The sequence below is a fragment of the Mesorhizobium sp. WSM4830 genome (assembly GCF_055811495.1).
This window is the reverse complement of record NZ_JBVVQI010000004.1, coordinates 17,570-39,540: the sequence shown is the minus strand read 5'-3', so window position 1 is coordinate 39,540 and position 21,971 is coordinate 17,570. Positions and strand designations below refer to the sequence as shown.

Genomic DNA, 21,971 nt, shown 5'->3' with positions numbered 1-21,971 from the left:
TAGCTGGCGTCTGCGCCGCTCCTCATCCGGCTGCCGACGCGGTCAGCGCCGAGTCTGAACGGCATTGTAGTGGCAGCGACCCATCTCCTCACAGGCAATCGAGCGGAAATTTCAGATAGCGACGGCCGTTGGATTCCGGTTCCGGCAGGCGTCCGCCATTCATATTGACCTGCAGCGCATGCAGGATCAGCCGCGGCATCGGCAACGTCCTGTCGCGGGCTTGGCGGAGCGCGACAAAGTCGGCTTCCGTCTTGCAGCTGGCAACATGGGTGTTGCCGGCTTTCTGCTCCGCGACCGTGCTTTCCCAGCGCGCTTCGCGGTCACCCGGCTGGTAGTCGTGACCGACGAACAGACGTGTCTCGTCCGGCAGTGCCAGGATGTCCTGGATCGAGTGCCAGAGCCGCTCGGCGCTGCCGCCGGGAAAGTCTGCCCTGGCGGTGCCGCTGTCCGGCATGAACAGCGTGTCGTGGATGAAGGCGGCGTCGCCGATGACGTAAGTGATCGAGGCCAGTGTGTGGCCCGGCGAAAACAGCACTCTTGCCGGAAGGCCGCCGACCGAAAAAGTCGCGCCGTCGGCGAACAGCCTGTCCCATTGCGAACCGTCGGCGGGGAATTCCGGCCAGTTGTAGATCACCTTCCACAATTTCTGGACGTCGACGATCCTCTCGCCGATTGCCGTCGGCGCTCCGGTTCTCCCCCTCAGATAATGGGCGGCGGAGAAATGATCGGCATGCGGATGCGTGTCGAGGATCCACTCGACCTCCAGCCCGCTTTCCCTGACGAAATCGAGCAGGGCGTCGGCGTTTTTCGTCGCCGTTGCACCGGACCTTTCGTCGAAGTCGAGCACCGGATCGATGATGGCGCATTTGCGGGTCGCCATGTCGGCGACCACATACTGGACGGACCCGCTCGGCTTGTCATAGAAGCCGGTGACCTGCGACCTCGCCGATAATGCGTCCAATCCCAGCCTCCTTCGCCCCTCACCACGGCAGGAAGGATTTTCTCTGCCACGGCAAATTAAAAGGCATGGTTGTCCGTCAACCAGGCATCGTCAAGCACCCCATGCTCACACGGCCAGGAAAACCAAAAAATTCTCTGTGCCGCCTCTGCCGGCTCAGGCAGAAGGCTGCTTGGTTTTCCTGAGATATGGCAGGATCGTCTCAAAGGCGCCGAAGCGCTTGATGGCATCCTCATTCGAGACCGCAGCGGTGATGATGACGTCCTCGCCCTGCTTCCAGTTCGCCGGCGTCGCCACCTGGTGCTTGGCGGTCAGCTGCATGGAATCGATGGCGCGCAGGATTTCGTCGAAGTTGCGTCCCGTCGTCATCGGATAGGTGAGAACCAGCTTGATCTTCTTGTCGGGCCCGATGACGTAGACCGAACGCACCGTGGCATTGTCGGCGGGCGTGCGGCCTTCCGAGCTCTCGCCGGCACCCGCCGGCAGCATCTCGTAAAGCTTGGCGACCTTGAGATCCTTGTCGCCGATCAGCGGGTAGTTCACCGAGTGGCCGGTCGCGGTCTTGATGTCGTTCTGCCACTTCCCATGGCTTTCGACGGGATCGACCGAGATGCCGATGATCTTGACGTTGCGCTTCCTGAACTCGCCTTCGAGCCCGGCCATCGTGCCGAGTTCGGTCGTGCAAACCGGCGTAAAGTTCTTCGGATGGCTGAACAATACCGCCCAGCCGTCGCCGATCCATTCATGGAAGCTGATCGGCCCTTGCGTGGTCTCAGCGGTGAAGTCCGGTGCGATGTCGTTGATACGAAGGCTCATGGCGTGTCCCTACCTTGTGAGTGCAGATCGCAGCCGGCGTTGACCGGCGCTGCTTTTGCCTTTCTACCACTCCGGCGTCATCCTTCAAACGGCTGTTGCGCCGGCATCAAGGCCGGCGGCGAAATATTTTCATTGCTTCTCGGCAAATGCAGCAGGAATCTTCGCTGCGCTGGCTCAGGCCTTGTTCACTGCCAGCGTCGTCGCCAAGTCTTCCATACGCTGGGCCAGCGCGCCAAGCGCCCCGGTCAGCACGGAATCGTTCTTGTCGGCCTTGGTCAGTGCATCGTCGCGCGTCTTGCGCAGCGTCAGCACTTCGCTTTCCATGCCCTTGACCCGCTTTTGCAGTTCTGAAAGCTCGTCCATGACCATGATGCCGGCCATCACGGTCAGCCGCTGGTCGCCGATCTCGCCAAAAGAATCCTTCAGATGCGAGACATAGCGGTCGAAGCGCTCTGCAAGATCGATCAGATGCTCTTCCTGGCCCTCGTCGCAGGCCATCCGATACTGCTTGCCGTCGATGGAAACCGTGACTTGTGCCATTGGCCTACCTGTCCAGTACCGCGCGGATGGTTTCCATGGCTGTCACCAGCCTTCGCGATACTTCCTTGTTGGCATCTTCCAGCCGTTCGGCGCGGGCCTCGGAGTTGTCGAGTTCCTGCGCCAGCCGCGAACGGTCGGCGTTCATCCGCTGCACTTCGGCCTCGGCTTCCGAATAGTCCCGCTCGTGCTCGAGCTTGGCCGCGACGGCGTTTTCCAGCCCTTCGATGGCCTTACCCAGCCTGGCAATGACTTCCTTGAGGGTCGTTTCCCCGGTCATGGCTTTCGTCCTGCGCCCTGCCCATCACCGAATCATCCACGTTCAGAACGCGTTATCCCTGAAACATTACGCGCCGTGTGAACCGCACGTCAATAAAGCTGTCGCGACTGTCCCCTGCTAACGCTAATGTAAGTCGCGCATGGCCATCACAAGACCGGCAAAAGCACACCGATTTGTTGACTAAAAGGCCGCGCCTGCTATGTGTCGCGCACCCTTTTCAAGGGCTCTCCCAAGGCCCAAACCCCCATTTTGGAGGAAGCATGACCTCGCGCGAACAACATGACCGGATGGCCAATGCGATCCGTTTTCTCGCCATGGACGCCGTCGAGAAGGCAAATTCCGGCCACCCCGGACTGCCCATGGGCTGCGCCGACATCGCCACGGTGCTGTTCACTCGCTTTCTCAAATACGATCCGAAGAACCCGCATTGGCCGGACCGCGACCGCTTTATCCTTTCGGCAGGTCACGGCTCGATGCTGCTTTACTCGCTGCTCTATCTGACCGGCTACGAAGACATCACCATCGACCAGATCAAGCAGTTCCGCCAATTGGGGTCGAGGACGGCGGGTCACCCGGAATACGGCCATGCCGCCGGCATCGAGACGACGACAGGCCCACTCGGCCAGGGCCTTGCCAATTCGGTCGGCTTCGCGCTCGGCGAGCGCATCATGAATGCCGCTTTCGGCAACGATCTCGTCGACCACTACACCTATGTACTGGCCGGTGACGGCTGCCTGATGGAAGGCGTATCCCAGGAAGCCATCGCGCTTGCCGGACATCTGAAGCTGAACAAGCTGATCGTCTTCTGGGACAACAACAACATCTCGATCGATGGCCCGGTGTCGCTCGCCGACAACACCGACCAGGTCGCCCGCTTCCAGGCGTCCGGCTGGAACGCCAGCCATATCGACGGCCAGGACCCGGAAGCGATCGCCTATGCCATCGAAGCGGCCCGCCACTCCGACAAGCCGACGATGATTGCCTGCAAGACCACGATCGGCTTCGGCGCACCGACCAAGGCCGGCACCAACAAGGCGCATGGCTCGCCGCTCGGCGCCGAGGAAATCGCCGGCGCCAGAAAATTCTTCGGCTGGGATTATCCGCCCTTCGAGGTTCCAGCCGACATCCTCGACGCGTGGCGTACCGCCGGCCGGACCGGCGTCAAGGCACGCACCGACTGGGAAGGCCGCCTTGCCAGGGCCGACGCCAAATTGCGCGCAGAGTTCGAACGCCGCATCAGTGGCACGCTGCCGGCCAACTTCGATGCCGTCATTGGCGATTACAAGAAGAAGCTCGCTGCCGACAAGCCGAAGGTCGCCACCCGTAAGTCATCGGAAATGGCGCTGGAGGTCATCAACGGCGCCGTACCCGAAACCATCGGCGGCTCGGCCGATTTGACCGGCTCCAACAACACCAAGACCAGCCAAACCAAGAACATAACCGCCGACGATTACGGCCAGCGCTACGTCCACTACGGCGTTCGCGAGCACGGCATGGCGGCCGCACTCAACGGGCTGACATTGCATGGCGGCATTATCGCCTATGGCGGCACTTTCATGTGCTTTTCCGATTATGCCCGTCCGGCGATGCGGCTTGCTTCGCTGATGGGCATCCGCTCGATCTTCGTCATGACCCATGATTCCATCGGCCTTGGCGAAGACGGCCCGACCCACCAGCCGGTCGAGCATCTGGCAGCACTTCGCGCCATTCCGAACCACAATGTCTTCCGCCCGGCCGATGCGGTGGAAACCGCGGAATGCTGGCAGTTGGCCATTGAATCGGTAAAGACACCCTCGACATTGGCGCTGACCCGGCAGAACCTGCCGACGGTACGCAACGACTTCGTTGCGGAAAACCTCTCCAGCCGCGGCGCCTATGAACTTGCCGCCGCCAGTGGCAAGGCGGAAGTGACGATCTTCGCTTCGGGCTCCGAGGTCGAGATCGCGCTAGCTGCCCGCGAGGCCTTGGAAAAACACGGCCACGCGACCCGCGTCGTCTCGGTGCCTTGCTTCGAATTGTTCGACAGACAGAGCGCCGACTATCGCAGCAGGACGATCGGCAATGCGCCGCTCAAGATTGCCATCGAAGCCGGCATCCGTCAGGGCTGGGACCACTTCATCGGAACCGACGGCATCTTTGTCGGCATGACCGGCTTCGGCGCCTCCGGCACTATCGAACAGCTCTACCCGCATTTCGGCATCACCGCCGAGGCAACGGTGAAGGCGGCGGAAGCCCGTCTGCACGGCAAATGAAAGTGAGCCCCGCCCGGCAAAGGCTGGCATAGCGGTTTTGCCGAGCGGTCGAGCACTAATCGATTTAAATCCGTGCCCCGGCGGCTGGATTCTTTGCCCGTCCGCCGTTATGAAGCTGCGGACTTGATCTTCGGCCTCCAACTCCCAGGGAGAGAACAATGACCGTCAGAGTTGCCATCAACGGATTCGGCCGCATCGGCCGCAACATCCTGCGCGCCATCCATGAATCAGGCCGCAAGGATATCGACGTCGTCGCGGTCAACGATCTCGGCCCGGTCGAGACCAACGCGCATCTGCTGCGCTTCGACAGCGTGCATGGCCGCTTTCCGCATGAGGTGACGGTTGACGGCGACCAGATCATCGTCGGCAAGGAAAAATTCAAGGTCACCGCGATCAAGGACCCGACGCAACTGCCGTGGAAGGAACTCGGCATCGACATCGCGCTCGAATGCACCGGCATCTTCACCGCCCGCGACAAGGCCGTCGCCCATCTGACCGCCGGTGCCAAGCGCGTTCTTGTCTCCGCTCCGGCGGAGGGGGCCGACCTGACCCTCGTCTATGGAATCAACCACGACAAGCTGACCAAGGACCACATCGTCATCTCGAACGCCTCCTGCACCACCAACTGCCTGGCGCCGCTGGCGGCCGTGCTGAATGAGGCGGTCGGCATCGAGAAGGGCATGATGACGACGATCCATTCCTACACCGGCGACCAGCCGACGCTGGACACGATGCATAAGGACCTCTACCGCGCCCGCGCCGCCGCGCTTTCGCAGATTCCGACCTCGACCGGTGCCGCCAAGGCCATCGGCTTGGTACTGCCCGAGCTCAAGGGCAAGCTCGACGGCATCTCCATCCGCGTGCCGACCCCGAACGTCTCGCTCGTCGATTTCAAGTTCATCGCCAAGCGGCCGACCACCGTCCAGGAAATCAACGACGCGGTGATCACTGCCTCGAACGGCAAGCTGAAGGGCATCCTCGCCGTTACCCGTCACCCCAATGTTTCGATCGACTTCAACCACGATCCGCATTCCTCGATCGTGGCGCTCGACCAGACCAAGGTCATGGACGGCAACTTCGTTTCGGTGCTGTCGTGGTACGACAATGAGTGGGGCTTTTCCAACCGCATGGGCGATACCGCCGTCGCCTTCGGCAAGACCATCGCCTGATCGCAGAACCATCTTCTCGACCTGGAGACGCCCGGCTCAGTCCGGGCGTTTTTCGTTGCAGCACGAACCGCCTAGGCAGGCTCGGCTGCTCGGGGATGCCAAAACTTTCGACGATTGGCAGCGCGGGGCAAAAAGCCACGCTGCTGCCTTGCAGCGGCCATGTCTTCGCCCCACTCTCCCGTAATGCCGGAGCATATCGACTAGGGGCGACCAACGAATGGAGCATGGTATCTATCTGGTGACGCTCGTTGGCGCAGCACTTGTCGTTGCCGCCGCGTTTTCGAGCCTGATCGCCTTCCGTTTCGGCGCCCCTCTCCTGCTGCTGTTTCTCTGCATCGGCCTCGCCACCGGAACCGACGGTCTCGGCATCCATTTCGACAATGCCCGAGTTGCTTATTTTGCCGGCTCATTGGCGCTGGCGGTCATCCTTTTCGATTCCGGCTTCGGCACGCCGCTCAACGCCTTGCGGCAGGCGGCCGGGCCGGCGCTGTCGCTGGCGACCTTCGGCGTCCTTTTGACCACCGGTCTGTTCGGCGCCGCCGCCTATTATCTGCTCGACCTGACCTGGCTGGAATCCTTCCTGCTCGGTGCCGCCGTCGCCTCGACCGACGCCGCGGCGGTGTTCTTCCTGCTGCGCGCCGGCGAGATCAATTTGCGCGAGCGCGTGCGGTCCACGCTCGAGGTGGAATCCGGCACCAATGACCCAATCGCCATCTTCCTGACCATCACCCTGGTCGAGGTCATCGCCGCCAACACCCACCCCGAGGCCAAGGTGCTGGTTACCGATCTTGCCGTCGGTTTCCTTGTCAACATGGGGCTCGGCGCGGTCATCGGTATTCTCGGCGGCATGGCCATCGTGCGCCTTGTCGATCGCCTCAATCTCGATCACGGCCTGCTGCCGATCTTCGTGCTGACGCTGTCGCTGATGGTGTTCGCTGCCGCCGGCGCCGTCGGCGGCTCCGGCTTTCTGGCGGTCTATCTCGCAGGCCTGATTGCCGGCAATTCCGATATCCGGGCCGTCACCATCCTCAAGCGCTTCCAGGACGGCATGTCGTGGCTGGCGCAGATCATCATGTTCCTGATCCTCGGCCTGTTCGCGACGCCTTCGCAATTTCCGGCGATCCTGGTGCCGGCAGTGCTGCTCGGCCTGTTCCTGATATTTGTGGCACGGCCAATCGCCGTCTGGCTGTGCCTGATGCCATTTCGTCTGCCACGCCCGGAAGTCGCCTTCGTCTCATGGGTTGGCCTGCGTGGCGCCGTGTCGATCCTGCTTGCCATCACGCCGCTGCTCGGCGGCCTTGAGAACGGCCGCCTCATCTTCAACACTGCCTTTATCATCGTGCTGGTCTCGCTGATCATCCAGGGATGGACCGTCGGGCCGCTGGCACGCCGCCTCGGCCTTATCGTGCCGGCCCGACTGGGACCGCTCGACAAGGTCGAATTGGAACTGCCGGGCTCCGCCCATCATGAGCTTCTCGCCTACCGCGTGGCACCTGGCAGCCCGGTGGCGCGCGGCGAACGCATACCGCGCTGGGCGCGGCCGTCGCTGGTGTTGCGCGACGGACGCTCGATGCGCTTCCAGGACATGGGCCGGCTGGCGGCCGGCGACCATGTCTACATCTTCGTGCCGGACCGCTATCCGCGCCTGCTCGACAAGCTGTTCGCCAGCCGTGCCGTGGTCGATCCCGAGGACGCGGATTTCTTCGGCGCCTTCGCCGTCGATCCGTCACGCTCCGCCGAGGAACTGGAGACCGCCTATGCGCCGGGCCTGACCGAAGCGGAACGCAAGCTCAGCATTGGCGACCTGGTTACTACGCGGCTCGGCGGCCACGCCGAATACGCCGACCGCGTGCTGCTCGGTCCGATCGAGCTGATCGTGCGCGACGTCGACGACAAGGGCAGGATCACCGGCCTTGGCCTGTCCTTTGAGCCGACCGCCCCGGTGGCGCGCGTTCCGGTATTCCTCAGCGCCGGTGAAATCCGCGACCGCATCGCCGCGTTCATCCGCAACCGGCGCAAGCCGGCCGAAGCGCAGGCGGTCGAGGCGGCGGCCGAGCTGGAACCGGTTCGGCCGCCCGCGGTGGAAAAGACAACTGGCGAAAGCTGACCGCTGTCGACCCGCGGAATCCTGCTGCGAGGCCGAAGAATGGCTCGGCAACTGGCGTGGCGAGGCCATGTGGTCCGACATCGCCGGAATCCCGATCGGTCGGCTGCGAGGGCATCCGGCCGATCAGTCGCCAATTCTCCGGTGCGCCATAGGGGCGCCTTAATTGTTGCGGGCCGCGACGAACTGCGCCGCTTGTTTCAGAAGCGCGGCTTGTTCGCCATAGGGCTCGAGCAACGCATGAGCCTGGTCGACAAGGCCATGGAGCTGGTCCCGCGCCCAGCCCGGTCCGTGCAGCGCGACCAGCGTCGCCTTGCCGGCCGCGGCATCCTTGCCGGTCGCCTTGCCCATCTGATGCGCGTCGGCGGTCAGGTCGAGCAGATCGTCGGCAAGTTGAAAGGCAAGCCCGATCGCCGAACCAAATTCGGCCAGCCTTTCGCGGTCGCCCGACGGCGCGCCGGCAAGGATGGCTCCCGCTTCGCAGGCGAAGCGGATCAGCGCACCGGTTTTCATCGCCTGAAGCCGGATGATGCCGGCCTCATCCGGCCGGCTTCGTTCGGCCTCGAGATCGAGCATCTGGCCGCCGACCATGCTTCCCGCCCCGGCGGCGCGGGCCAGTGCCAGCACCAGCGCTGCCCTGCGCTCGGCCGGCAGCATTGTCGCCTCGTCGGCAAGGATGTCGAAGGCAAGCGTCAGTAGGGCGTCGCCCGCAAGAATGGCGGTCGCCTCATCGAAAGCCCTGTGTACAGTCGGCTGGCCGCGGCGCAAATCGTCGTCGTCCATGGCCGGCAGATCGTCATGGATGAGAGAATAGCAGTGCACGCATTCGAGCGCCGCCGCGACGCGCAGCGCCGCCTCGCCATCGGCTGAAAACAGTGCAGCACTTTCCATGACCAGGAAGGGACGCAGTCGTTTGCCGCCGTTCAGCACGCCATGTCGCATGGCCGCCATCAGGCGTTCGGGCCGCGCGACCTCGCCTGCAAGCGTCCGTCCGTCGAGCAATCGCCTCAGCAGCGCCTCGAGCGGAACTGCCCGGGCAATAAGTGCAGCTTCGAATGCCATTTGGTCGTCTTTCGTCATGGTCGGGAGCGGTAGCCGACACTCAGACGTTGCGCAAGAAGCCAAGCGCCATTATGCCGGGGGCAGGGAGCAGCGCGGATTGGGTGGCTTGGCGGAACCGATCGTCGATCACGAAACCGAAGGGTTGGACATGGCGAGACCGAGACGCGGCAGCCGCATCGGTCTTCAACGCTGGGTCCGGCGCGGCATCGCCGTCGCGGTCGTGCTGGCGCTGGTGCCGGTGGTGCTGACCTTCCTGTACCTGCCGTCATTCGTGCATCCGGTGTCGACATTGATGCTGAAGGACCTGGCGACGTTTTCCGGCTACGATCGGCGCTGGGTTTCCATCGACGATGTCGCGCCGGTGCTGGCATATTCGGTCATCATGTCGGAGGACGGGCAGTTCTGTTTCCATCGCGGCGTCGATCTGGGCGAGTTGCGCGGCGTCGTCGACGATGCGCTCGCCGGCGAGATGACACGTGGCGCCTCGACCATCACCATGCAGACGGTAAAGAACCTTTATCTATGGTCGCGGCCGTTGGGCTCGGTCCGTAAGGTCGTCGAACTGCCGCTGGCCGTCTATTTCGATGCGGTGCTGTCGAAACGGCGTATCATGGAGATCTACCTCAATATCGCCGAATGGGGACCGGGCATCTACGGCATCGAGGCCGCCGCCCAGCACCATTTCGGCGTCTCGGCAAAACAGCTGTCGCGCCGGCAGGCAGCGCTGCTTGCCGTCACCTTGCCGAACCCGATCGTGCGCAATCCGGCAAAGCCCGGGCCGGGACTGAGGCGGCTTGCCGCATTGATCGAACGGCGCGCAGGCCGCGCCGGCGCCTATGTCGGTTGCCTGCGATAGTGTTAAAAAAAATCACGGTGATGCTGGTCAAAACGCCGTCGGGCGTGTATAGGCACCCGACTTTCTCAGATTCCGGCCCCTGATGTGGCCCTTTCACGAGGGCCGCCGGGGCGTTTTGACCATGTAGTGGAGCATATCCATGGCCGTTCCGAAACGAAAAACCTCTCCGTCGAAGCGCGGCATGCGCCGTTCTGCCGACGCACTGAAGGCCCCGACCTATGTCGAGGACAAGAACTCCGGCGAGATGCGCCGTCCGCACCATATCGACCTGAAGACCGGCATGTATCGCGGTCGCCAGGTTCTGGAGCCGAAGGAAAGCTGAGAGAGCTTTCGACGGTTTATGGGTTGCGAAACGACCGGCCATTGGCCGGTCTTTTTGCGTTTGCGACAACCGATCATATCAGCCGGGCCTGACATTGTTGTTTCACGCCGTCTTTGTCCGTGTTTATCGACCGCACGAAAATTCTTGACGGCGAACGCCGGGCGCACTCTACAAAGATCAGTCCAACCGGAGCCGCCACATGTTCGGTGCCATCCCGCTGCTGATCGTGCCTTTCATCCTCTACAATCTCGGGCTTCTGGGAATATTCGGCAGCGGCGACGATCCGTGGGCGACCGAAATGTTTTCGGTCCGGATGATGTCGGGTGGCGTGTTCTCGATGACCCTCGGCGATCTCATCGTGCTGATCGCACTGATCTTCTTGTTTGTCGAAGTGGTGAAATCGACGCGCACGACAAATGCCTCGATCATGGACCACCTTTTGTCGACCTTCGTCTTTGTGGCCTATCTGGTCGAGTTCCTGCTGGTGAAGGGCGCCGCCCATTCCGTTTTCTTCACACTGATGGTCATAGCGCTGATCGATGTGCTGGCCGGCTTTTCGGTGTCGATGCGGTCCGCCAGCCGCGACATCAACATGAATTAAGGATCCCGGCTCAGCCGGGGTCGGCGCTAAAGCCAGCCGCCTCGATGCCGGCGATGGCTGCCGTTTCATCACTGTCTGAAGTATCGCCGGAAATGCCGACGGCGCCGATGATCGTGCCGGCCTCGTCGCGGATCAGCACGCCGCCGACGACCGCCAGGACGCGCCCGCCCGACACGTCGGAGATGCCGGCGATCAGATGCGGGCGCTCCCTGGCGAAAGCTTCCACCCGGCGCGAGCCCATGCCGATAGCGAGCGCGCCATAGGCCTTACCGGCCGACATTTGCGGACGCAGGAACGACGCGCCGTCCTGACGCTGGAACGCGACCAGATGGGCGCCGGCGTCGAGCACCGAGACGCCAAGCGGCCTGAGCTTGAGCTCGGCACCCTTGGCAAAGGCGGCGGCGATGATTTCAACGGCTTTGTCGAGCGTCAGTGCGGTCATGCCGGTCTCCTAAACGCGCCAGTTATCAACCGGCAGAAACATCCCGGTGAACTGTTTCGTGTACGAAATGAAGTATGCGTCTGGGAGCGCCGGTTTATTTTTTCTTGGCGCGAGGCTTCTTCACCGGGGCGGGAGGCGCATTGGCCAGGTCTTCCGCTTCCTTGGCGAGGCGCAGCGCCCGCAGCTTGTTGGTCTTGGCTTGGCGAGCGTCGCTCTCGGCGACATATTCCGCCATCGCCTTCTGGCGAACCGTGGCTGCCTCTTCCTGTTTCTTGAAGCGCAAATCGGCCCGCGCACGGGCAGTGTCCTTAGAGTTCTCGACCAAGAGCGTTATCCAATCCCGTGAATTATCTTAACCCCTTGATAGCAGAGCCAGCCCGCAATTGGGAAAATAAGTTGGTCATGGCGCCGGATCGCAGCCGATGCTCCGCGCGTTGCGGGCGATCACCGCATCGTATCCGGCCTGCAAAGTCGCGCGGACGGTGGGCTCGGATGGAGCAGGAGACGCACCCAGATGCTCGTGGCGCAACTCGTTCATGAACTTCTCCCACATCGGCGGGCCGCCTTTTTCCAGAAGCTCGGCACGGATAGAGAGCTCTTCGCTGACCGGCAGCCAGACGCGGCCCCAGGCGCCGAGATGCGCCAGGATCGGCACCAGCGTGATGGCCATTTCGGTCAGGCTGTAGATCGCCTTTTGCTTGTGGGAGGGATCGTCCGCCTTGGTCAGCATGCCGAGCTCCATCAGCCGCTTCAGCCGGTCGGCGAGGATGTTGGAGGCGATGCCCTCCATCGAGCCGTTGAGCAGTTCGCGAAAGTGGCGTCTGCCGCCGAAGATGATGTCGCGAAGGATGATCAGGCTCCACCGGTCGCCGAACACTTCGAGCGACAGGTTGATGGGGCATCCGGACCGACGATCGATGTTCATGCGAATCTCCAAAACCGGTTGCATTATCGTATCGGTTTTAATATTGTGCAACTGATTGCAAATTGCAATCGGATTGGAAGCCCAAGGAGGAAAGCCATGAAAAACGCCGAACACCCCGAAATCGTATCCCAGACCTTCGGCGATCCGGCACATCCGGCGGTATTGTTGATCATGGGCGCCATGGCTTCAATGCTCTGGTGGCCCGAAGCGTTTTGCCGGAAGCTGGCCGGCGAGGGTCGCTTCGTGATCCGCTATGACAATCGCGATACCGGCCGTTCGGCCAAATACGCGCCGGGCGAGCCGCCTTATACATTCGACGACATGGCGGACGATGCTATCCGCGTCCTTGACGACCATGGAATCCGAAAGGCGCATGTGGTCGGCATGTCGATGGGCGGCATGATCGCGCAGCTCGTTGCGTTGAAATACCCGTCGCGCGTCACTTCGCTGACGGTGATCAGCAGCTCGCCCCTGGGCATCGATACTTCGCATCTGCCCGGAACCACCGAGGCCTATAGGAAACACTCGGCTGAAGGCGCCAAGGTCGACTGGTCGGACCGTGGCCAAGTGGTCGATTTCATCGTCAAGGACGCGCATGCGCTCACCGGTGCCGCGCACTCTTTCGACGAGCAGCGAACGCGAGCTTTCGTCGAACAGGATTATGACCGGTCCGGCGGTTTTCTAAGTGCGACCAATCATTTCATGCTCAAGAGTGGCGAAGATGGGAGCGGCGAAGACTGGACGGGTCGGCTGCGCGACATGAAAATCCCGCTCCTCGTTATCCACGGCACCGACGATCCCATCTTTCCAGTCGAGCATGGCGCCGCTCTTGCCGACGCGGTCGCCGGTGCAAGGCTGCTCCGGATCGAGGGCGGCGGCCACGAGCTGCATCGCGACGACTGGGCCGCGATCATCGATGCCATCGTCACCCACAGCCAGGCCAAATAGTACCCGACCCCGACACCGAATTTCCACGAGACGAACCACCCAAGGAATGGCAAACAATGTCTCTGACTATGCATCTTCATCCACTGGCCTCCTTCTGCTGGAAGCCGCTGATCGCGCTCTATGAGAACAACACGCCATTCACATCCGTCGTCGTCGATCTCGGCGATGAACAGTCGCGCGCGGCGTTTCTGAAATTGTGGCCGCTCGGCAAGATGCCGGTGCTGCGCGATGAAGCACTGGACCGGACCGTGCCGGAATCGACGATCGTCATCGAATATCTCAACGCGTATTATCCTGGGCCGGTCGAACTGATCCCCGCCGATCTCGATCTCGCTCGCCAGACCCGGCTCGCCGACCGCTTCTATGACTTCTACGTCCAGGAACCGATGCAGAAGATCGTCGGCGACCGGCTGCGGCCGGAGGGCAAGACCGATCCGTTCGGCGTCGAGCAGGCCCGCGCCCAGCTGCGCAGTTCCTACGCCGTCATCGAACAGGACATGGAGTCGAGGACATGGGCGGTGGGTACGAGCTTCACCATGGCCGACTGCGCTGCCGCCCCCGCGCTGTTCTACGCCAACAAGGTCGAGCCGTTCGGAGACGAATATCCTGCGGTCAGGCGCTATCACGACCGGTTGATGCAACGCCCGTCGATTGCCCGTGTGATCGAGGAAGCGCAGCCTTATTTCAAGCTCTTCCCCTACAACAATGGCTAGAGTGGTTCATCGTTTCACGGAAACGACGAACCGCTCTATCTATTTGTTTTTGCGCAATTCCGGACGGAAAACCGTTTCACACTTTTCCGGGAATTGCTCTGGTCCCGATGCTGCATAGTTGCTCGACGCGCTGACGACGCCTCTCAGCTTCCGGGTGAACCGAGCTGCTCCGCATCCCAGAACTGGTCAAGCCAGATGTTGAGCTTCAGGAAGCCGGCATTGCTGACCGTATAGACGCGCCTGGTGCCTTCCGGCTTGGCGTTGACCAGCCCGGCATCAAGCAGCACCTTCAGGTGCTGCGAAACGGCCGGGCGGGACACCGGCAAGCCGGATGCCAATTCGTTGACGGTCTTCGGTCCGCGCCGGAGCTCTTCCAAGAGATGGCGCCGGTTGGGATCGGCAATCGCCATGAAGGCGTCGGAAAGCATCATGCCTTATTTGTGGGGCAAAGCGCCTCGAATCTCAACCGTCGGTTTCAGCTTTTCTGCGCGGGTCGAGCCGCAACGCTTCCGGCGTTACCGAGCGGTCGGCCGGCTGGGTCTTGAAGGCATCGCGGCCTTCTATCGGCACCGGCGCGCGACGGCTGATGCGCAGCAGCGTATAGCCGGCCAGGCTGAGATGCGCGAGTGCGGTAGCCAGGAACAGCCCCTCGGGGCGCATCCAGCCCATCAGGCCGGCGGCCACCAGCGGACCGATCATCGTGCCGAAGCCATAAAGCAGCAGCAGGCCGCCCGACACTTTGACGAAGTCCTCCGATCGGGCATGGTCGTTGGCATGCGCCACCGCGATCGAATAGAGCGTGTAGGCGAAGGCGCCGTAGGCGGCGGTGCAGACGATGACGAAGACGCCGGAGCGCGGTTCGAACAGGAAGATGGCGATGGCGAACAGTGCAGCGCCGAATGCCGCGCCCGCCAGCACAAAACGACGGTCCGTCGTGTCGGAGAGCCGTCCGGCCGGAAGCTGCATGGCGGCGCCGGCGATGACCACGAGGCTCATCATCAGCGCGATCTCGGCTGTCGAGATGCCGATGCGCGCTCCATAGACGGCACCAAGTGTACCCCAGGCGCCGTTGGCAATGCCGATCAGCACGCAGGCGATCGCCGATACCGGCGAATTGATGTAGAGCCCTTTGACGTCGAGCGACACGTCCTGCAGCGGCTTGGGGTGCGACGCCGTCGAGACCGCCGTCGGGATCAGCGACAGGCAGAACAGAATGCCGGTGATCATGAACAGCGACGCCGATTTCACGTCGCCGCCGGCAACGATCATCTGACCGCCCATGATCGAAGCATAGGTGACCATCATGTAGAGGCCGAAGACGGTGCCGCGGTTTTCGTTGGTGGCCTTCTCGTTCAGCCAGCTTTCGATGACCATGAAGGCGCCGGCCATGGTGAAGCCGGTGAAGGCGCGCAGCAGGATCCAGGTATATTCGTCGATGATCAGGCCGGTGAGCAGTGCGACGATCGCTCCCGATGCGGCAAAGGCGCCGAAAGCCCTGACATGGCCGGCGCGGCGCACGATGCGTGGCGCAAAGAAGCAGCCGGTGACGAAGCCGCCGGCCCAAGCCGTGCCCATCAGGCCGAGCGATGCCGTCGAGAAGCCTTCCACCTGGCCGCGCAGCGGCAACAGCAGCCCGTGCAGCCCAGATGCCGCCAGCAGGAACGCGGTGCCGCGCAGCAGCGAGAGGATCGGTCTGTAGCTTGCGAACATTTTTCAATCCGGCTGGGGTTTGGGCACGAGTCTGGAGACAGGGGGCATTCGGGCTTTTCGGCGGCGTGCCCGAGCTTTTGGAATTACCCGCAGTGCTACCCGCGGCGAAACAGCGCCTCTGCCGCCGACTTGGTGGAGCCCTTGGTCTTGAGCTCGGCTTCCAGCCGGGCGATCTCGTCGCGCAGGATGCCGATCCGTTCGGACAATTCATCGACGGAAAGCAGCGACAGATCCTGCCCGATCTCGTGCGGGCGCGCTTTCTTCTTGGGTTCGTCGTCGAAGATCGCCATCGTCGCTCCTCCGTGATTGCCCATTTGCCTGATTTGCCAATGAGCATACATAGGGCAAGGGTATGGATGCAAATGGCGGGCAAGAGCTGGCACGAGAAACCGGCGAAGCACGACGGGAAAATTCATGGCGAACGCACAGAAAATTCCGGCGAAGATGATGGCGATCGCCATATCGGAACCGGGCGGGCCGCGGGTGCTGAAACCGGAAACCCGCGACGTGCCGGTTCCCGGTCCCGGCGAGATCCTGATCCGGGTGCGTGCCGCCGGCGTCAACCGACCGGACGTGCAGCAGCGCAAGGGCGCCTACCCGCCGCCACCGGGTGCATCGGATCTGCCGGGCCTGGAAGCAGCAGGCGAAGTCGCTGCCCTTGGTGACCAGATATCGCGCTGGCGCGTCGGCGACCGGGTGTGTGCGCTGACGGCGGGCGGCGGCTATGCCGAATATGTCAGAGTGCACGCCGGCAGCGTGCTGCCGCTGCCCGCCGGCTTTACCTACACCGAAGCGGCGGCGCTGCCGGAAAACTACTTCACTGTTTGGCACAATGTCTTCGAGCGCGGCGGCCTGAAGAGCGGCGAGACGCTGCTCGTGCATGGCGGCTCGTCGGGTATCGGCACGACGGCGATCCAGCTTGCTGCCGCTTTCGGCGCCTATGTCGTCACCACCGCCGGCAACAAGGAGAAATGCGAAGCCTGCCTCAAGCTTGGCGCCGACCGGGCGATCAACTACCGCGAGGAGGACTTCGTCGCCGCGGTCAAGGAGGCAACCGGCGGCAAGGGCGCCAATGTCATCCTCGACATGGTCGGCGGCGATTATGTCGCGCGAAACTACGAGGCTGCGGCCGTGGAAGGCCGCATCGTCCAGATCGCGACGCAGGGCGGAGCGGTGGCGAGCGCCAATTTCTTCAAGATGATGACCAAGCGGCTCGTGCACACGGGATCGCTGCTCAGGCCACGCACAGTGGAGTTCAAGGCGGCAGTTGCTGCGGCGCTGGAGGCGCAGGTCTGGCCGCTGCTCGGCACGCGCAAGGTTGCGCCGGTGATGGACACGATCTTTCCGCTCAAGGAAGCCTGGCGGGCGCATGAGCGGATGGAGGAGGGTGAGCACATCGGCAAGATTGTGCTCGATGTCGCCTGACGGCCCGCAAATAGACTGAACGAAAGCTTAATGGTGCAATGCAACAAACGCATTGCGGCCATGCAAAAGCGTCTGTTCAATTCCTGAGCAGCGATGCCTATTTACGCGTCATCGAAACGAATGATCCAACGAAATGGAGGACTACCATGAACCCGATCCGCGCTTTCCGTAACTGGCGCATGTACAACGAAACCGTGCGCGAACTGAACCGGCTGAATGCTCGTCAGCTCAACGACCTCGGCATCAACCGCGGCGACATCGAGAGAATCGCCCGCCAAGGGCTTTGATCTCGAGCACGATCCCGCCCGAAGACCGGGCGCTGCTTTTCCGCAACGCCGAGCCGCGGTTCGGGATCACGTCTTAGAAGCCAGAGCCGCAGCAGACGGATTTCCGTCGCCGGTTCCGAGCCCGCCCGACCTTGGTCTGGCGGGCTTTGTCTTTTTGAAGCTTCGACTGCATGGCTTCATGTGCCGACCCTTCGCGGTCTGCTGGTCGCGCTGCCATGCCGTCCTTGACGCGCCTTCCAAAAACATTGCGAAACGGCGAGCGAGCGGTTATATAGACCGCGATTTTCCCATTTTGGTGGCTCTAAACCACCGCCCGCGCGGGAACGCGGGCGAACGAGAAGGATTTTTATGATGGCCAATACGCTGCTGATGCCAAAGGCGACCGCCGTCTGGCTGGTTGACAACACAGCGCTTTCCTTCGAGCAGATCGCGCAGTTCTGCGGACTGCATCCGCTTGAGGTCAAGGCGATCGCCGACGGCGAGTCGGCGCAAGGCATCAAGGGCATGGACCCGATCATGACCGGCCAGCTCACTCGCGACGAGATCGCGCGTGCCGAGAAGGACCCGAACCACCGGCTGAAGCTCTCCGATCCCAAGGTGCGGGTGCCGGAATCCAAGCGCAAGGGTCCGCGCTACACGCCGTTGTCGAAGCGCCAGGACCGGCCCAACGCCATCCTCTGGCTGGTGCGCAACCATCCCGAGCTCAAGGATGCGCAGATTGCCCGCCTTGTCGGCACGACGAAGTCGACGATCGACCAGATCCGCGACAGAAAGCACTGGAACTCCGCCAATCTCCAGCCGATGGACCCGGTGACACTCGGCCTGACGTCGCAAATCGACCTCGATATGGAAATCAACCGCGCCTCGCGCGGCCGTGAGCAGGCGCAGCCGGTCGGCGATACGCTGCTGCCGGCCGCCTTGACCGAACGGCTGGTGCCGGCGCCCGAAAAGCCGAAGGACGAGGACCGGGAACTCGACGCCAACGCCGTCTTCGCCAAGCTTTCGGCGCTGAAGTCGAAGGACAAGGACGCCGACGAAGAGGAGTAGGTCTCGCATCCAAAACAAAAAAGCCCGCTTTCAAGCGGGCCTTTTTGTGATCTTCCGTGTCAGCTTCGCGCCGCGCGGTCCGGCGCCATGCCATAATCCTCGCTGCGCTCCACCGCGCGATAGAAATCGGCGAGCTGTTTGCCGCGCTCGGGCTTGAAGGTGCGGCCGGCGATGACCACCGAAGCGATGCGGTCGATGCGGAAGGCGCGGAAATCGCCGCGCATCTCGCACCAGGCGACCAAGGTCCACACCTTGCCCCAGAACCACAGGCCGAGCGGGCGGATGTCGCGCGCGGTGCTGCGGCCGGCCTCATCCGAATAGTCGATGGTCAGCACCTGGCGTTTCTCGATGGAGCGCTCGATCAGGTCGATGGCTTCGCGAGCGGCATCGCTTACTACCCACATCGGCGTGTGGATCTCGGTACGGGCGATGCGGTCCTTTTCGGCGTCGGGCAGCACGGCGCCGATCTTGACCAGCGCCTCGTCGGCGGCTCGCGCCATGGCCGCGCCGCCAAAGGCGCGCACCATGCGGGCGCCCGCGACCAGCGCGACGATCTCGTCACGCGTGAACATCAGCGGCGGAAGGTCGAAACCCTCCCTCATCATGTAGCCGACACCGGCCTCGCCGTCGATCGGCACGCCGGTCGACTGCAGGTCGGCGATGTCGCGATAGATCGTTCGCTCGGAAACCTCGAGCCACGTGCCCAGCTTCTGGGCGGTGACCAGACGGCCACCGCGCAGATGCTGCACGATCTGGAAGAGCCTGTCGGCGCGGCGCATCGTATGGTCCCTCGGCGTCTATCGTTCCAGCCCTTCGCGCTTGCGCTGCGCGGCGACGAAGGCCGCGCCGAAGGACAGTTTCCTCGTTGTCGGCGTGCTTGCGTCGAGCACCCGCCAGAATGGCGCGATGTCGCTCAGCGCCACGCCACGCTCCATATCCTCGTTGGCGGCCTCGGCGACGGTGCGCAGATGATAGCCGATGGTGACCGGACATGTCACCTCGGCACCGTGCTCGATGGCAAGAGAGGTGCGCACAGCGCGTATATCCATGTCCATGCCTTCGGGGATGGAGCGGATGAATGCATCGACGTGGCGAACTGTAGGAACGAGCATCGGCTGGCCTTCGACGACGTCGCCGATGGTGCGTGGCGACGGTTTTATGCCGTTGATGCCAGGCGTGTTCAGCCTGTCGTTCCAGCTTTTCATCGATCGTCCTCTCGGCCATCCGGCTCCGGCGGCCATCGCACTATCGCACGAGCCTCCTGACACCATACTGTCAGGAGGCTTCAGCATGTCCATTTCAGCTCGTCGCTAGGTCGCATCCAAACGCCACGCAGAAAGCTTGCCTCAATTGCCGCCATTGCGGCGGTCGCCATACATGTCCGGCCAACCAATATCCTTGCGGATGTCCGCCGGAAGGGTGTTCATGAACCGCTGGGTGCGGATCTCATTGCGCATCGTCCGGATCTTGCCGACATAGTGCTGCACGCTACGCAGAATGGTAATACCGTTCATGGCTGGTCTCCTCTTTTTCGATGCAGGCACTATCGCACACCCCTGCTGACAGCAGTCTGTCAGGAGGGTGCGTCTCTCGTGACCGGCATTCCGATTTGTCGACCGAAGTGATCAGCCAGTGCTGAAAAGAGGCCTGCCGCAGTGGAAAGACGGCGATCGCGGAGCCGCTTTGACAGCCAGCCGCGATGCTGATCAAAGGCGGCATGTCGAAACTCCTCGCGCTCGTCATCGTCGCCATGATGGTCATCCAGCTGATCAAGCCGCTCGGCTGGCCCGGGCTGAAGCGGCGCCGCGATTTCTGGAAGCTGGCGCTGCTGGCGATGGCGGCGATTTCGATCACGGCGGTGCTCGGGCACTGGACGTAGTGCCGGCGGCCCGCTACGCGACGCCCGGTTCGTTGGCGACCACCAGGCTGACCAGATGTTCCGCCCAGGCTCGGTAGCCGGCTTCCGAAGCGTGAAATCCATCCGATGCGAAGCCGGCATCGGCATCGGTGATCGGCAGGCGGGGCGCCGGTATGGCGCCGCGCTCGAGGCAAAGGCGCTCGCCCATCCGGTTCATTTCGACGGCGCGTATTTCGAGGATCTTGCCGAGCAGCGGCGGCATTGCCGGCGCCCGGGTGAACTCCAGCACCGGCGACCACACGACGCGCGCCTCCGGCCATTTGGCGCGCAGCGCATAGAGCAGGCCGCCAAACTCGCGCTTGAAGCGCGGTACCGAATGAAAATTCTTGGTGTCGTTGGTGCCGATGGCCAGCACGATATGCGTCCACGGATCGGCCGATAGATTGGGCAGCACATGATCGCGGATCTGGCCAGAGGTTGCCGAGTTGAAGCCGGCCGCCCGCCAGCGCACGGTGCGGCCGGTGCGTTGCGCAATCAGAACCGCCAGTTGCGCGGCCAATCCGTTTTCGGAATTGCCGATGCCTACCGAGGCGGCGGAGGAATCGCCAAGCACCAGAACCGAGATTGCTGGTGCCAGGCCAGATATCTCGTGCATGACCGGACCTTGTGCCGGCAGCATGCGGGTTGTGCGACGACGCACGCCAAGTCCTTGCCAGACATAGACCGGAAAGGCGAGCCAGGTGAGAAGGGTCGGAAAGCGCCGCATGGCAAGTCCCCTTTTAGGGCATAGCGAACAGCACTTAGCGCATGTTGTACTGAAGGTGAACGACCTTGCAGCGACATCCTTGTCGCCTCAATGGCAGCCGTCATGCGTCCCGGATCGGTCTTCGTACTCGTCATGCAGCCGCACCCAGTCGACGAGGCTATGATGCGGGCCAGTTTCGTTGCGGCCCTTCGGCGTCAGGTCGAGATAGTGATAGGCGCCGATCAGCGGATCGCCGCCTCTGGAGCGCGCGATAAAAGTCAGGAAGATGTCGCCTTTCTCGTCACGATAGAACACGCTGGTGCCGGGAAGGTCCTTCGATCTCCGCGCACGCCGCTCGAAATTGTATGTCGTGTCGCCGGCCGCGACCTGCTTGTCGGTGAATGACACCTGCATGTCGAAGTTGAAGTCCGAGGCGTAGGACGACACCCAGTCGAATTTCCAGCCCATGCGCTGCTTGTAGGGCAGCAATTCGGCCAATGGCGCCCGCGCTACCACGACAAGTGAGACATCGTGGTGCCTGAGATGCTGGTTGGCGCCGTCGATATGGTCGGCAAGGAATGAGCAGCCTTCGCAGCGATAATCGGCGCCCGGCCCGAACATGAAATGGTAGACGATCAGCTGGCTGTTGCCGCCAAACAGGTCGGGCAGTTTCCTTGGCCCTTGCTCGGTCTCGAAGACGTAGTCCTTGCGTATCTTCAGCCACGGCAGTTCGCGGCGTTCTGCGGCGACGCGGTCGCGAAAGCGCGTCAATTCCTTTTCGCGCGCCAGATGCGCCTTGTGCGCCTGAAACCACTCTTCCTGCGAAACGGTCTTGTTGTTCGGCATCGGTCTGCTCCTCTTTTCACGGAGGACGTTCGGCAGCGACGAATGCCGACACCGAGCTGCATTTCAGT

The 21,971-nt window shown here is 62.6% G+C and carries 28 protein-coding genes; 12 read left to right on the top strand and 16 right to left on the bottom strand.

Annotated features, from left to right (window positions below):
* Window positions 1-88: 88 nt before the first annotated feature.
* The 4 genes from AC0L2Y_RS07170 to AC0L2Y_RS07155 form a co-directional block, all read right to left on the bottom strand.
* Window positions 89-961: an MBL fold metallo-hydrolase gene (locus tag AC0L2Y_RS07170; RefSeq protein WP_473554892.1), complete on the bottom strand. Its 873-nt coding sequence runs from the start codon at window positions 959-961 to the stop codon at window positions 89-91.
* A 153-nt stretch (window positions 962-1,114) separates the two neighbouring features.
* Window positions 1,115-1,774: a peroxiredoxin gene (locus AC0L2Y_RS07165; RefSeq protein WP_352714312.1), complete on the bottom strand. Its 660-nt coding sequence runs from the start codon at window positions 1,772-1,774 to the stop codon at window positions 1,115-1,117.
* Between the two features lie 174 nt (window positions 1,775-1,948).
* Window positions 1,949-2,314, bottom strand: coding sequence for a cell division protein ZapA (locus AC0L2Y_RS07160; RefSeq protein WP_254816554.1), 366 nt, complete (start codon window positions 2,312-2,314; stop codon window positions 1,949-1,951).
* 4 nt (window positions 2,315-2,318) lie between these two features.
* Window positions 2,319-2,591, bottom strand: coding sequence for a DUF4164 domain-containing protein (locus tag AC0L2Y_RS07155; protein ID WP_006200774.1), 273 nt, complete (start codon window positions 2,589-2,591; stop codon window positions 2,319-2,321).
* 260 nt (window positions 2,592-2,851) lie between these two features.
* Here AC0L2Y_RS07155 and tkt point away from each other — a divergent pair, with 260 nt between their 5' ends.
* The 3 genes from tkt to AC0L2Y_RS07140 all read left to right on the top strand — a co-directional run bounded on the left by tkt (window position 2,852) and on the right by AC0L2Y_RS07140 (window position 8,119).
* Window positions 2,852-4,843: a transketolase gene (gene tkt / locus AC0L2Y_RS07150; protein ID WP_473554888.1), complete on the top strand. Its 1,992-nt coding sequence runs from the start codon at window positions 2,852-2,854 to the stop codon at window positions 4,841-4,843.
* Between the two features lie 158 nt (window positions 4,844-5,001).
* The gene (gap, locus tag AC0L2Y_RS07145) at window positions 5,002-6,012 is read left to right on the top strand and encodes a type I glyceraldehyde-3-phosphate dehydrogenase (RefSeq protein ID WP_473554886.1); all 1,011 of its coding nucleotides are present in this window, start codon (window positions 5,002-5,004) and stop codon (window positions 6,010-6,012) included.
* Between the two features lie 217 nt (window positions 6,013-6,229).
* On the top strand, window positions 6,230-8,119 hold the full coding sequence (locus tag AC0L2Y_RS07140; RefSeq protein ID WP_352489321.1) for a potassium/proton antiporter: 1,890 nt from the start codon (window positions 6,230-6,232) through the stop codon (window positions 8,117-8,119).
* A 159-nt stretch (window positions 8,120-8,278) separates the two neighbouring features.
* Here the strand turns inward: AC0L2Y_RS07140 and AC0L2Y_RS07135 are convergent, their stop codons facing one another.
* On the bottom strand, window positions 8,279-9,196 hold the full coding sequence (locus tag AC0L2Y_RS07135) for a polyprenyl synthetase family protein (RefSeq protein WP_473554883.1): 918 nt from the start codon (window positions 9,194-9,196) through the stop codon (window positions 8,279-8,281).
* 79 nt (window positions 9,197-9,275) lie between these two features.
* Here AC0L2Y_RS07135 and AC0L2Y_RS07130 point away from each other — a divergent pair, with 79 nt between their 5' ends.
* The 3 genes from AC0L2Y_RS07130 to AC0L2Y_RS07120 all read left to right on the top strand — a co-directional run bounded on the left by AC0L2Y_RS07130 (window position 9,276) and on the right by AC0L2Y_RS07120 (window position 10,957).
* Complete coding sequence (locus AC0L2Y_RS07130) at window positions 9,276-10,034, top strand: biosynthetic peptidoglycan transglycosylase (RefSeq protein ID WP_352540340.1); 759 nt, start codon at window positions 9,276-9,278, stop codon at window positions 10,032-10,034.
* A gap of 139 nt (window positions 10,035-10,173) precedes the next feature.
* Window positions 10,174-10,356 carry a 50S ribosomal protein L32 gene (gene rpmF / locus AC0L2Y_RS07125; protein ID WP_006203806.1) on the top strand — a complete coding sequence of 61 codons (183 nt, stop codon included), beginning with the start codon at window positions 10,174-10,176 and terminating at the stop codon, window positions 10,354-10,356.
* 199 nt (window positions 10,357-10,555) lie between these two features.
* Window positions 10,556-10,957: a hypothetical protein gene (locus AC0L2Y_RS07120; protein WP_023720966.1), complete on the top strand. Its 402-nt coding sequence runs from the start codon at window positions 10,556-10,558 to the stop codon at window positions 10,955-10,957.
* Between the two features lie 10 nt (window positions 10,958-10,967).
* On the opposite strand, the gene AC0L2Y_RS07115 is transcribed toward AC0L2Y_RS07120, so the two are convergent.
* From AC0L2Y_RS07115 to AC0L2Y_RS07105, 3 genes are all read right to left on the bottom strand, one after another.
* Window positions 10,968-11,399 (bottom strand): GlcG/HbpS family heme-binding protein, encoded by a 432-nt coding sequence (locus AC0L2Y_RS07115; RefSeq protein WP_473554880.1) that lies wholly within the window; start codon window positions 11,397-11,399, stop codon window positions 10,968-10,970.
* 94 nt (window positions 11,400-11,493) lie between these two features.
* Window positions 11,494-11,724: a hypothetical protein gene (locus tag AC0L2Y_RS07110; RefSeq protein ID WP_023678501.1), complete on the bottom strand. Its 231-nt coding sequence runs from the start codon at window positions 11,722-11,724 to the stop codon at window positions 11,494-11,496.
* Between the two features lie 75 nt (window positions 11,725-11,799).
* A complete protein-coding gene (locus tag AC0L2Y_RS07105) occupies window positions 11,800-12,324 on the bottom strand; it encodes a winged helix-turn-helix transcriptional regulator (RefSeq protein ID WP_473554879.1) in 525 nt (174 codons plus the stop codon).
* 96 nt (window positions 12,325-12,420) lie between these two features.
* Here AC0L2Y_RS07105 and AC0L2Y_RS07100 point away from each other — a divergent pair, with 96 nt between their 5' ends.
* Window positions 12,421-13,272: an alpha/beta fold hydrolase gene (locus tag AC0L2Y_RS07100; RefSeq protein ID WP_473554876.1), complete on the top strand. Its 852-nt coding sequence runs from the start codon at window positions 12,421-12,423 to the stop codon at window positions 13,270-13,272.
* Window positions 13,273-13,328: 56 nt separating this feature from the next.
* Entirely contained in the window at window positions 13,329-13,985 is a 657-nt protein-coding gene (locus AC0L2Y_RS07095; protein ID WP_352489316.1) for a glutathione S-transferase family protein, read from the top strand.
* Between the two features lie 143 nt (window positions 13,986-14,128).
* Here AC0L2Y_RS07095 and AC0L2Y_RS07090 read toward each other — a convergent pair whose 3' ends face one another.
* The 3 genes from AC0L2Y_RS07090 to AC0L2Y_RS07080 form a co-directional block, all read right to left on the bottom strand.
* A complete protein-coding gene (locus AC0L2Y_RS07090) occupies window positions 14,129-14,416 on the bottom strand; it encodes an ArsR/SmtB family transcription factor (protein WP_023678497.1) in 288 nt (95 codons plus the stop codon).
* Between the two features lie 31 nt (window positions 14,417-14,447).
* Window positions 14,448-15,695 (bottom strand): MFS transporter, encoded by a 1,248-nt coding sequence (locus tag AC0L2Y_RS07085; RefSeq protein WP_352465767.1) that lies wholly within the window; start codon window positions 15,693-15,695, stop codon window positions 14,448-14,450.
* Between the two features lie 95 nt (window positions 15,696-15,790).
* Window positions 15,791-15,985, bottom strand: coding sequence for a DUF1192 domain-containing protein (locus tag AC0L2Y_RS07080; RefSeq protein WP_023678495.1), 195 nt, complete (start codon window positions 15,983-15,985; stop codon window positions 15,791-15,793).
* 124 nt (window positions 15,986-16,109) lie between these two features.
* Here AC0L2Y_RS07080 and AC0L2Y_RS07075 point away from each other — a divergent pair, with 124 nt between their 5' ends.
* The 3 genes from AC0L2Y_RS07075 to AC0L2Y_RS07065 all read left to right on the top strand — a co-directional run bounded on the left by AC0L2Y_RS07075 (window position 16,110) and on the right by AC0L2Y_RS07065 (window position 18,454).
* Window positions 16,110-17,120 (top strand): NAD(P)H-quinone oxidoreductase, encoded by a 1,011-nt coding sequence (locus tag AC0L2Y_RS07075; RefSeq protein ID WP_352489314.1) that lies wholly within the window; start codon window positions 16,110-16,112, stop codon window positions 17,118-17,120.
* Window positions 17,121-17,266: 146 nt separating this feature from the next.
* Entirely contained in the window at window positions 17,267-17,407 is a 141-nt protein-coding gene (locus AC0L2Y_RS07070; protein WP_023720976.1) for a DUF1127 domain-containing protein, read from the top strand.
* A 351-nt stretch (window positions 17,408-17,758) separates the two neighbouring features.
* Complete coding sequence (locus AC0L2Y_RS07065) at window positions 17,759-18,454, top strand: DUF1013 domain-containing protein (protein ID WP_292655650.1); 696 nt, start codon at window positions 17,759-17,761, stop codon at window positions 18,452-18,454.
* A gap of 59 nt (window positions 18,455-18,513) precedes the next feature.
* On the opposite strand, the gene AC0L2Y_RS07060 is transcribed toward AC0L2Y_RS07065, so the two are convergent.
* The 3 genes from AC0L2Y_RS07060 to AC0L2Y_RS07050 form a co-directional block, all read right to left on the bottom strand.
* Window positions 18,514-19,233, bottom strand: coding sequence for a helix-turn-helix transcriptional regulator (locus AC0L2Y_RS07060; protein ID WP_023678491.1), 720 nt, complete (start codon window positions 19,231-19,233; stop codon window positions 18,514-18,516).
* A gap of 18 nt (window positions 19,234-19,251) precedes the next feature.
* Entirely contained in the window at window positions 19,252-19,659 is a 408-nt protein-coding gene (locus tag AC0L2Y_RS07055) for a hypothetical protein (protein WP_473554873.1), read from the bottom strand.
* Between the two features lie 141 nt (window positions 19,660-19,800).
* Window positions 19,801-19,968, bottom strand: a complete 168-nt coding sequence (locus AC0L2Y_RS07050) for a hypothetical protein (RefSeq protein WP_352489312.1) — start codon at window positions 19,966-19,968, stop codon at window positions 19,801-19,803.
* Window positions 19,969-20,153: 185 nt separating this feature from the next.
* Here AC0L2Y_RS07050 and AC0L2Y_RS07045 point away from each other — a divergent pair, with 185 nt between their 5' ends.
* Entirely contained in the window at window positions 20,154-20,333 is a 180-nt protein-coding gene (locus AC0L2Y_RS07045) for a hypothetical protein (RefSeq protein WP_473555355.1), read from the top strand.
* 13 nt (window positions 20,334-20,346) lie between these two features.
* On the opposite strand, the gene AC0L2Y_RS07040 is transcribed toward AC0L2Y_RS07045, so the two are convergent.
* Together AC0L2Y_RS07040 and AC0L2Y_RS07035 are read right to left on the bottom strand one after the other, a co-directional pair.
* A complete protein-coding gene (locus tag AC0L2Y_RS07040; RefSeq protein WP_473554871.1) occupies window positions 20,347-21,078 on the bottom strand; it encodes an SGNH/GDSL hydrolase family protein in 732 nt (243 codons plus the stop codon).
* Between the two features lie 87 nt (window positions 21,079-21,165).
* The gene (locus AC0L2Y_RS07035; protein WP_473554868.1) at window positions 21,166-21,903 is read right to left on the bottom strand and encodes a DUF899 domain-containing protein; all 738 of its coding nucleotides are present in this window, start codon (window positions 21,901-21,903) and stop codon (window positions 21,166-21,168) included.
* Between the last annotated feature and the right edge of the window lie 68 nt (window positions 21,904-21,971).

What these genes read in the sequence shown, in the direction of transcription:
- AC0L2Y_RS07165 (WP_352714312.1), bottom strand. Translation starts at nt 1,774, where the DNA reads ATGAGCCTTCGTATCAACGACATCGCACCGGACTTCACCGCTGAGACC.
- AC0L2Y_RS07160 (WP_254816554.1), bottom strand. Translation starts at nt 2,314, where the DNA reads ATGGCACAAGTCACGGTTTCCATCGACGGCAAGCAGTATCGGATGGCC.
- AC0L2Y_RS07155 (WP_006200774.1), bottom strand. Translation starts at nt 2,591, where the DNA reads ATGACCGGGGAAACGACCCTCAAGGAAGTCATTGCCAGGCTGGGTAAG.
- tkt (WP_473554888.1), top strand. Translation starts at nt 2,852, where the DNA reads ATGACCTCGCGCGAACAACATGACCGGATGGCCAATGCGATCCGTTTT.
- gap (WP_473554886.1), top strand. Translation starts at nt 5,002, where the DNA reads ATGACCGTCAGAGTTGCCATCAACGGATTCGGCCGCATCGGCCGCAAC.
- AC0L2Y_RS07140 (WP_352489321.1), top strand. Translation starts at nt 6,230, where the DNA reads ATGGAGCATGGTATCTATCTGGTGACGCTCGTTGGCGCAGCACTTGTC.
- AC0L2Y_RS07135 (WP_473554883.1), bottom strand. Translation starts at nt 9,196, where the DNA reads ATGACGAAAGACGACCAAATGGCATTCGAAGCTGCACTTATTGCCCGG.
- rpmF (WP_006203806.1), top strand. Translation starts at nt 10,174, where the DNA reads ATGGCCGTTCCGAAACGAAAAACCTCTCCGTCGAAGCGCGGCATGCGC.
- AC0L2Y_RS07120 (WP_023720966.1), top strand. Translation starts at nt 10,556, where the DNA reads ATGTTCGGTGCCATCCCGCTGCTGATCGTGCCTTTCATCCTCTACAAT.
- AC0L2Y_RS07115 (WP_473554880.1), bottom strand. Translation starts at nt 11,399, where the DNA reads ATGACCGCACTGACGCTCGACAAAGCCGTTGAAATCATCGCCGCCGCC.
- AC0L2Y_RS07105 (WP_473554879.1), bottom strand. Translation starts at nt 12,324, where the DNA reads ATGAACATCGATCGTCGGTCCGGATGCCCCATCAACCTGTCGCTCGAA.
- AC0L2Y_RS07100 (WP_473554876.1), top strand. Translation starts at nt 12,421, where the DNA reads ATGAAAAACGCCGAACACCCCGAAATCGTATCCCAGACCTTCGGCGAT.
- AC0L2Y_RS07095 (WP_352489316.1), top strand. Translation starts at nt 13,329, where the DNA reads ATGTCTCTGACTATGCATCTTCATCCACTGGCCTCCTTCTGCTGGAAG.
- AC0L2Y_RS07090 (WP_023678497.1), bottom strand. Translation starts at nt 14,416, where the DNA reads ATGATGCTTTCCGACGCCTTCATGGCGATTGCCGATCCCAACCGGCGC.
- AC0L2Y_RS07085 (WP_352465767.1), bottom strand. Translation starts at nt 15,695, where the DNA reads ATGTTCGCAAGCTACAGACCGATCCTCTCGCTGCTGCGCGGCACCGCG.
- AC0L2Y_RS07080 (WP_023678495.1), bottom strand. Translation starts at nt 15,985, where the DNA reads ATGGCGATCTTCGACGACGAACCCAAGAAGAAAGCGCGCCCGCACGAG.
- AC0L2Y_RS07075 (WP_352489314.1), top strand. Translation starts at nt 16,110, where the DNA reads ATGGCGAACGCACAGAAAATTCCGGCGAAGATGATGGCGATCGCCATA.
- AC0L2Y_RS07070 (WP_023720976.1), top strand. Translation starts at nt 17,267, where the DNA reads ATGAACCCGATCCGCGCTTTCCGTAACTGGCGCATGTACAACGAAACC.
- AC0L2Y_RS07065 (WP_292655650.1), top strand. Translation starts at nt 17,759, where the DNA reads ATGGCCAATACGCTGCTGATGCCAAAGGCGACCGCCGTCTGGCTGGTT.
- AC0L2Y_RS07060 (WP_023678491.1), bottom strand. Translation starts at nt 19,233, where the DNA reads ATGCGCCGCGCCGACAGGCTCTTCCAGATCGTGCAGCATCTGCGCGGT.
- AC0L2Y_RS07055 (WP_473554873.1), bottom strand. Translation starts at nt 19,659, where the DNA reads ATGAAAAGCTGGAACGACAGGCTGAACACGCCTGGCATCAACGGCATA.
- AC0L2Y_RS07050 (WP_352489312.1), bottom strand. Translation starts at nt 19,968, where the DNA reads ATGAACGGTATTACCATTCTGCGTAGCGTGCAGCACTATGTCGGCAAG.
- AC0L2Y_RS07045 (WP_473555355.1), top strand. Translation starts at nt 20,154, where the DNA reads ATGCTGATCAAAGGCGGCATGTCGAAACTCCTCGCGCTCGTCATCGTC.
- AC0L2Y_RS07040 (WP_473554871.1), bottom strand. Translation starts at nt 21,078, where the DNA reads ATGCGGCGCTTTCCGACCCTTCTCACCTGGCTCGCCTTTCCGGTCTAT.
- AC0L2Y_RS07035 (WP_473554868.1), bottom strand. Translation starts at nt 21,903, where the DNA reads ATGCCGAACAACAAGACCGTTTCGCAGGAAGAGTGGTTTCAGGCGCAC.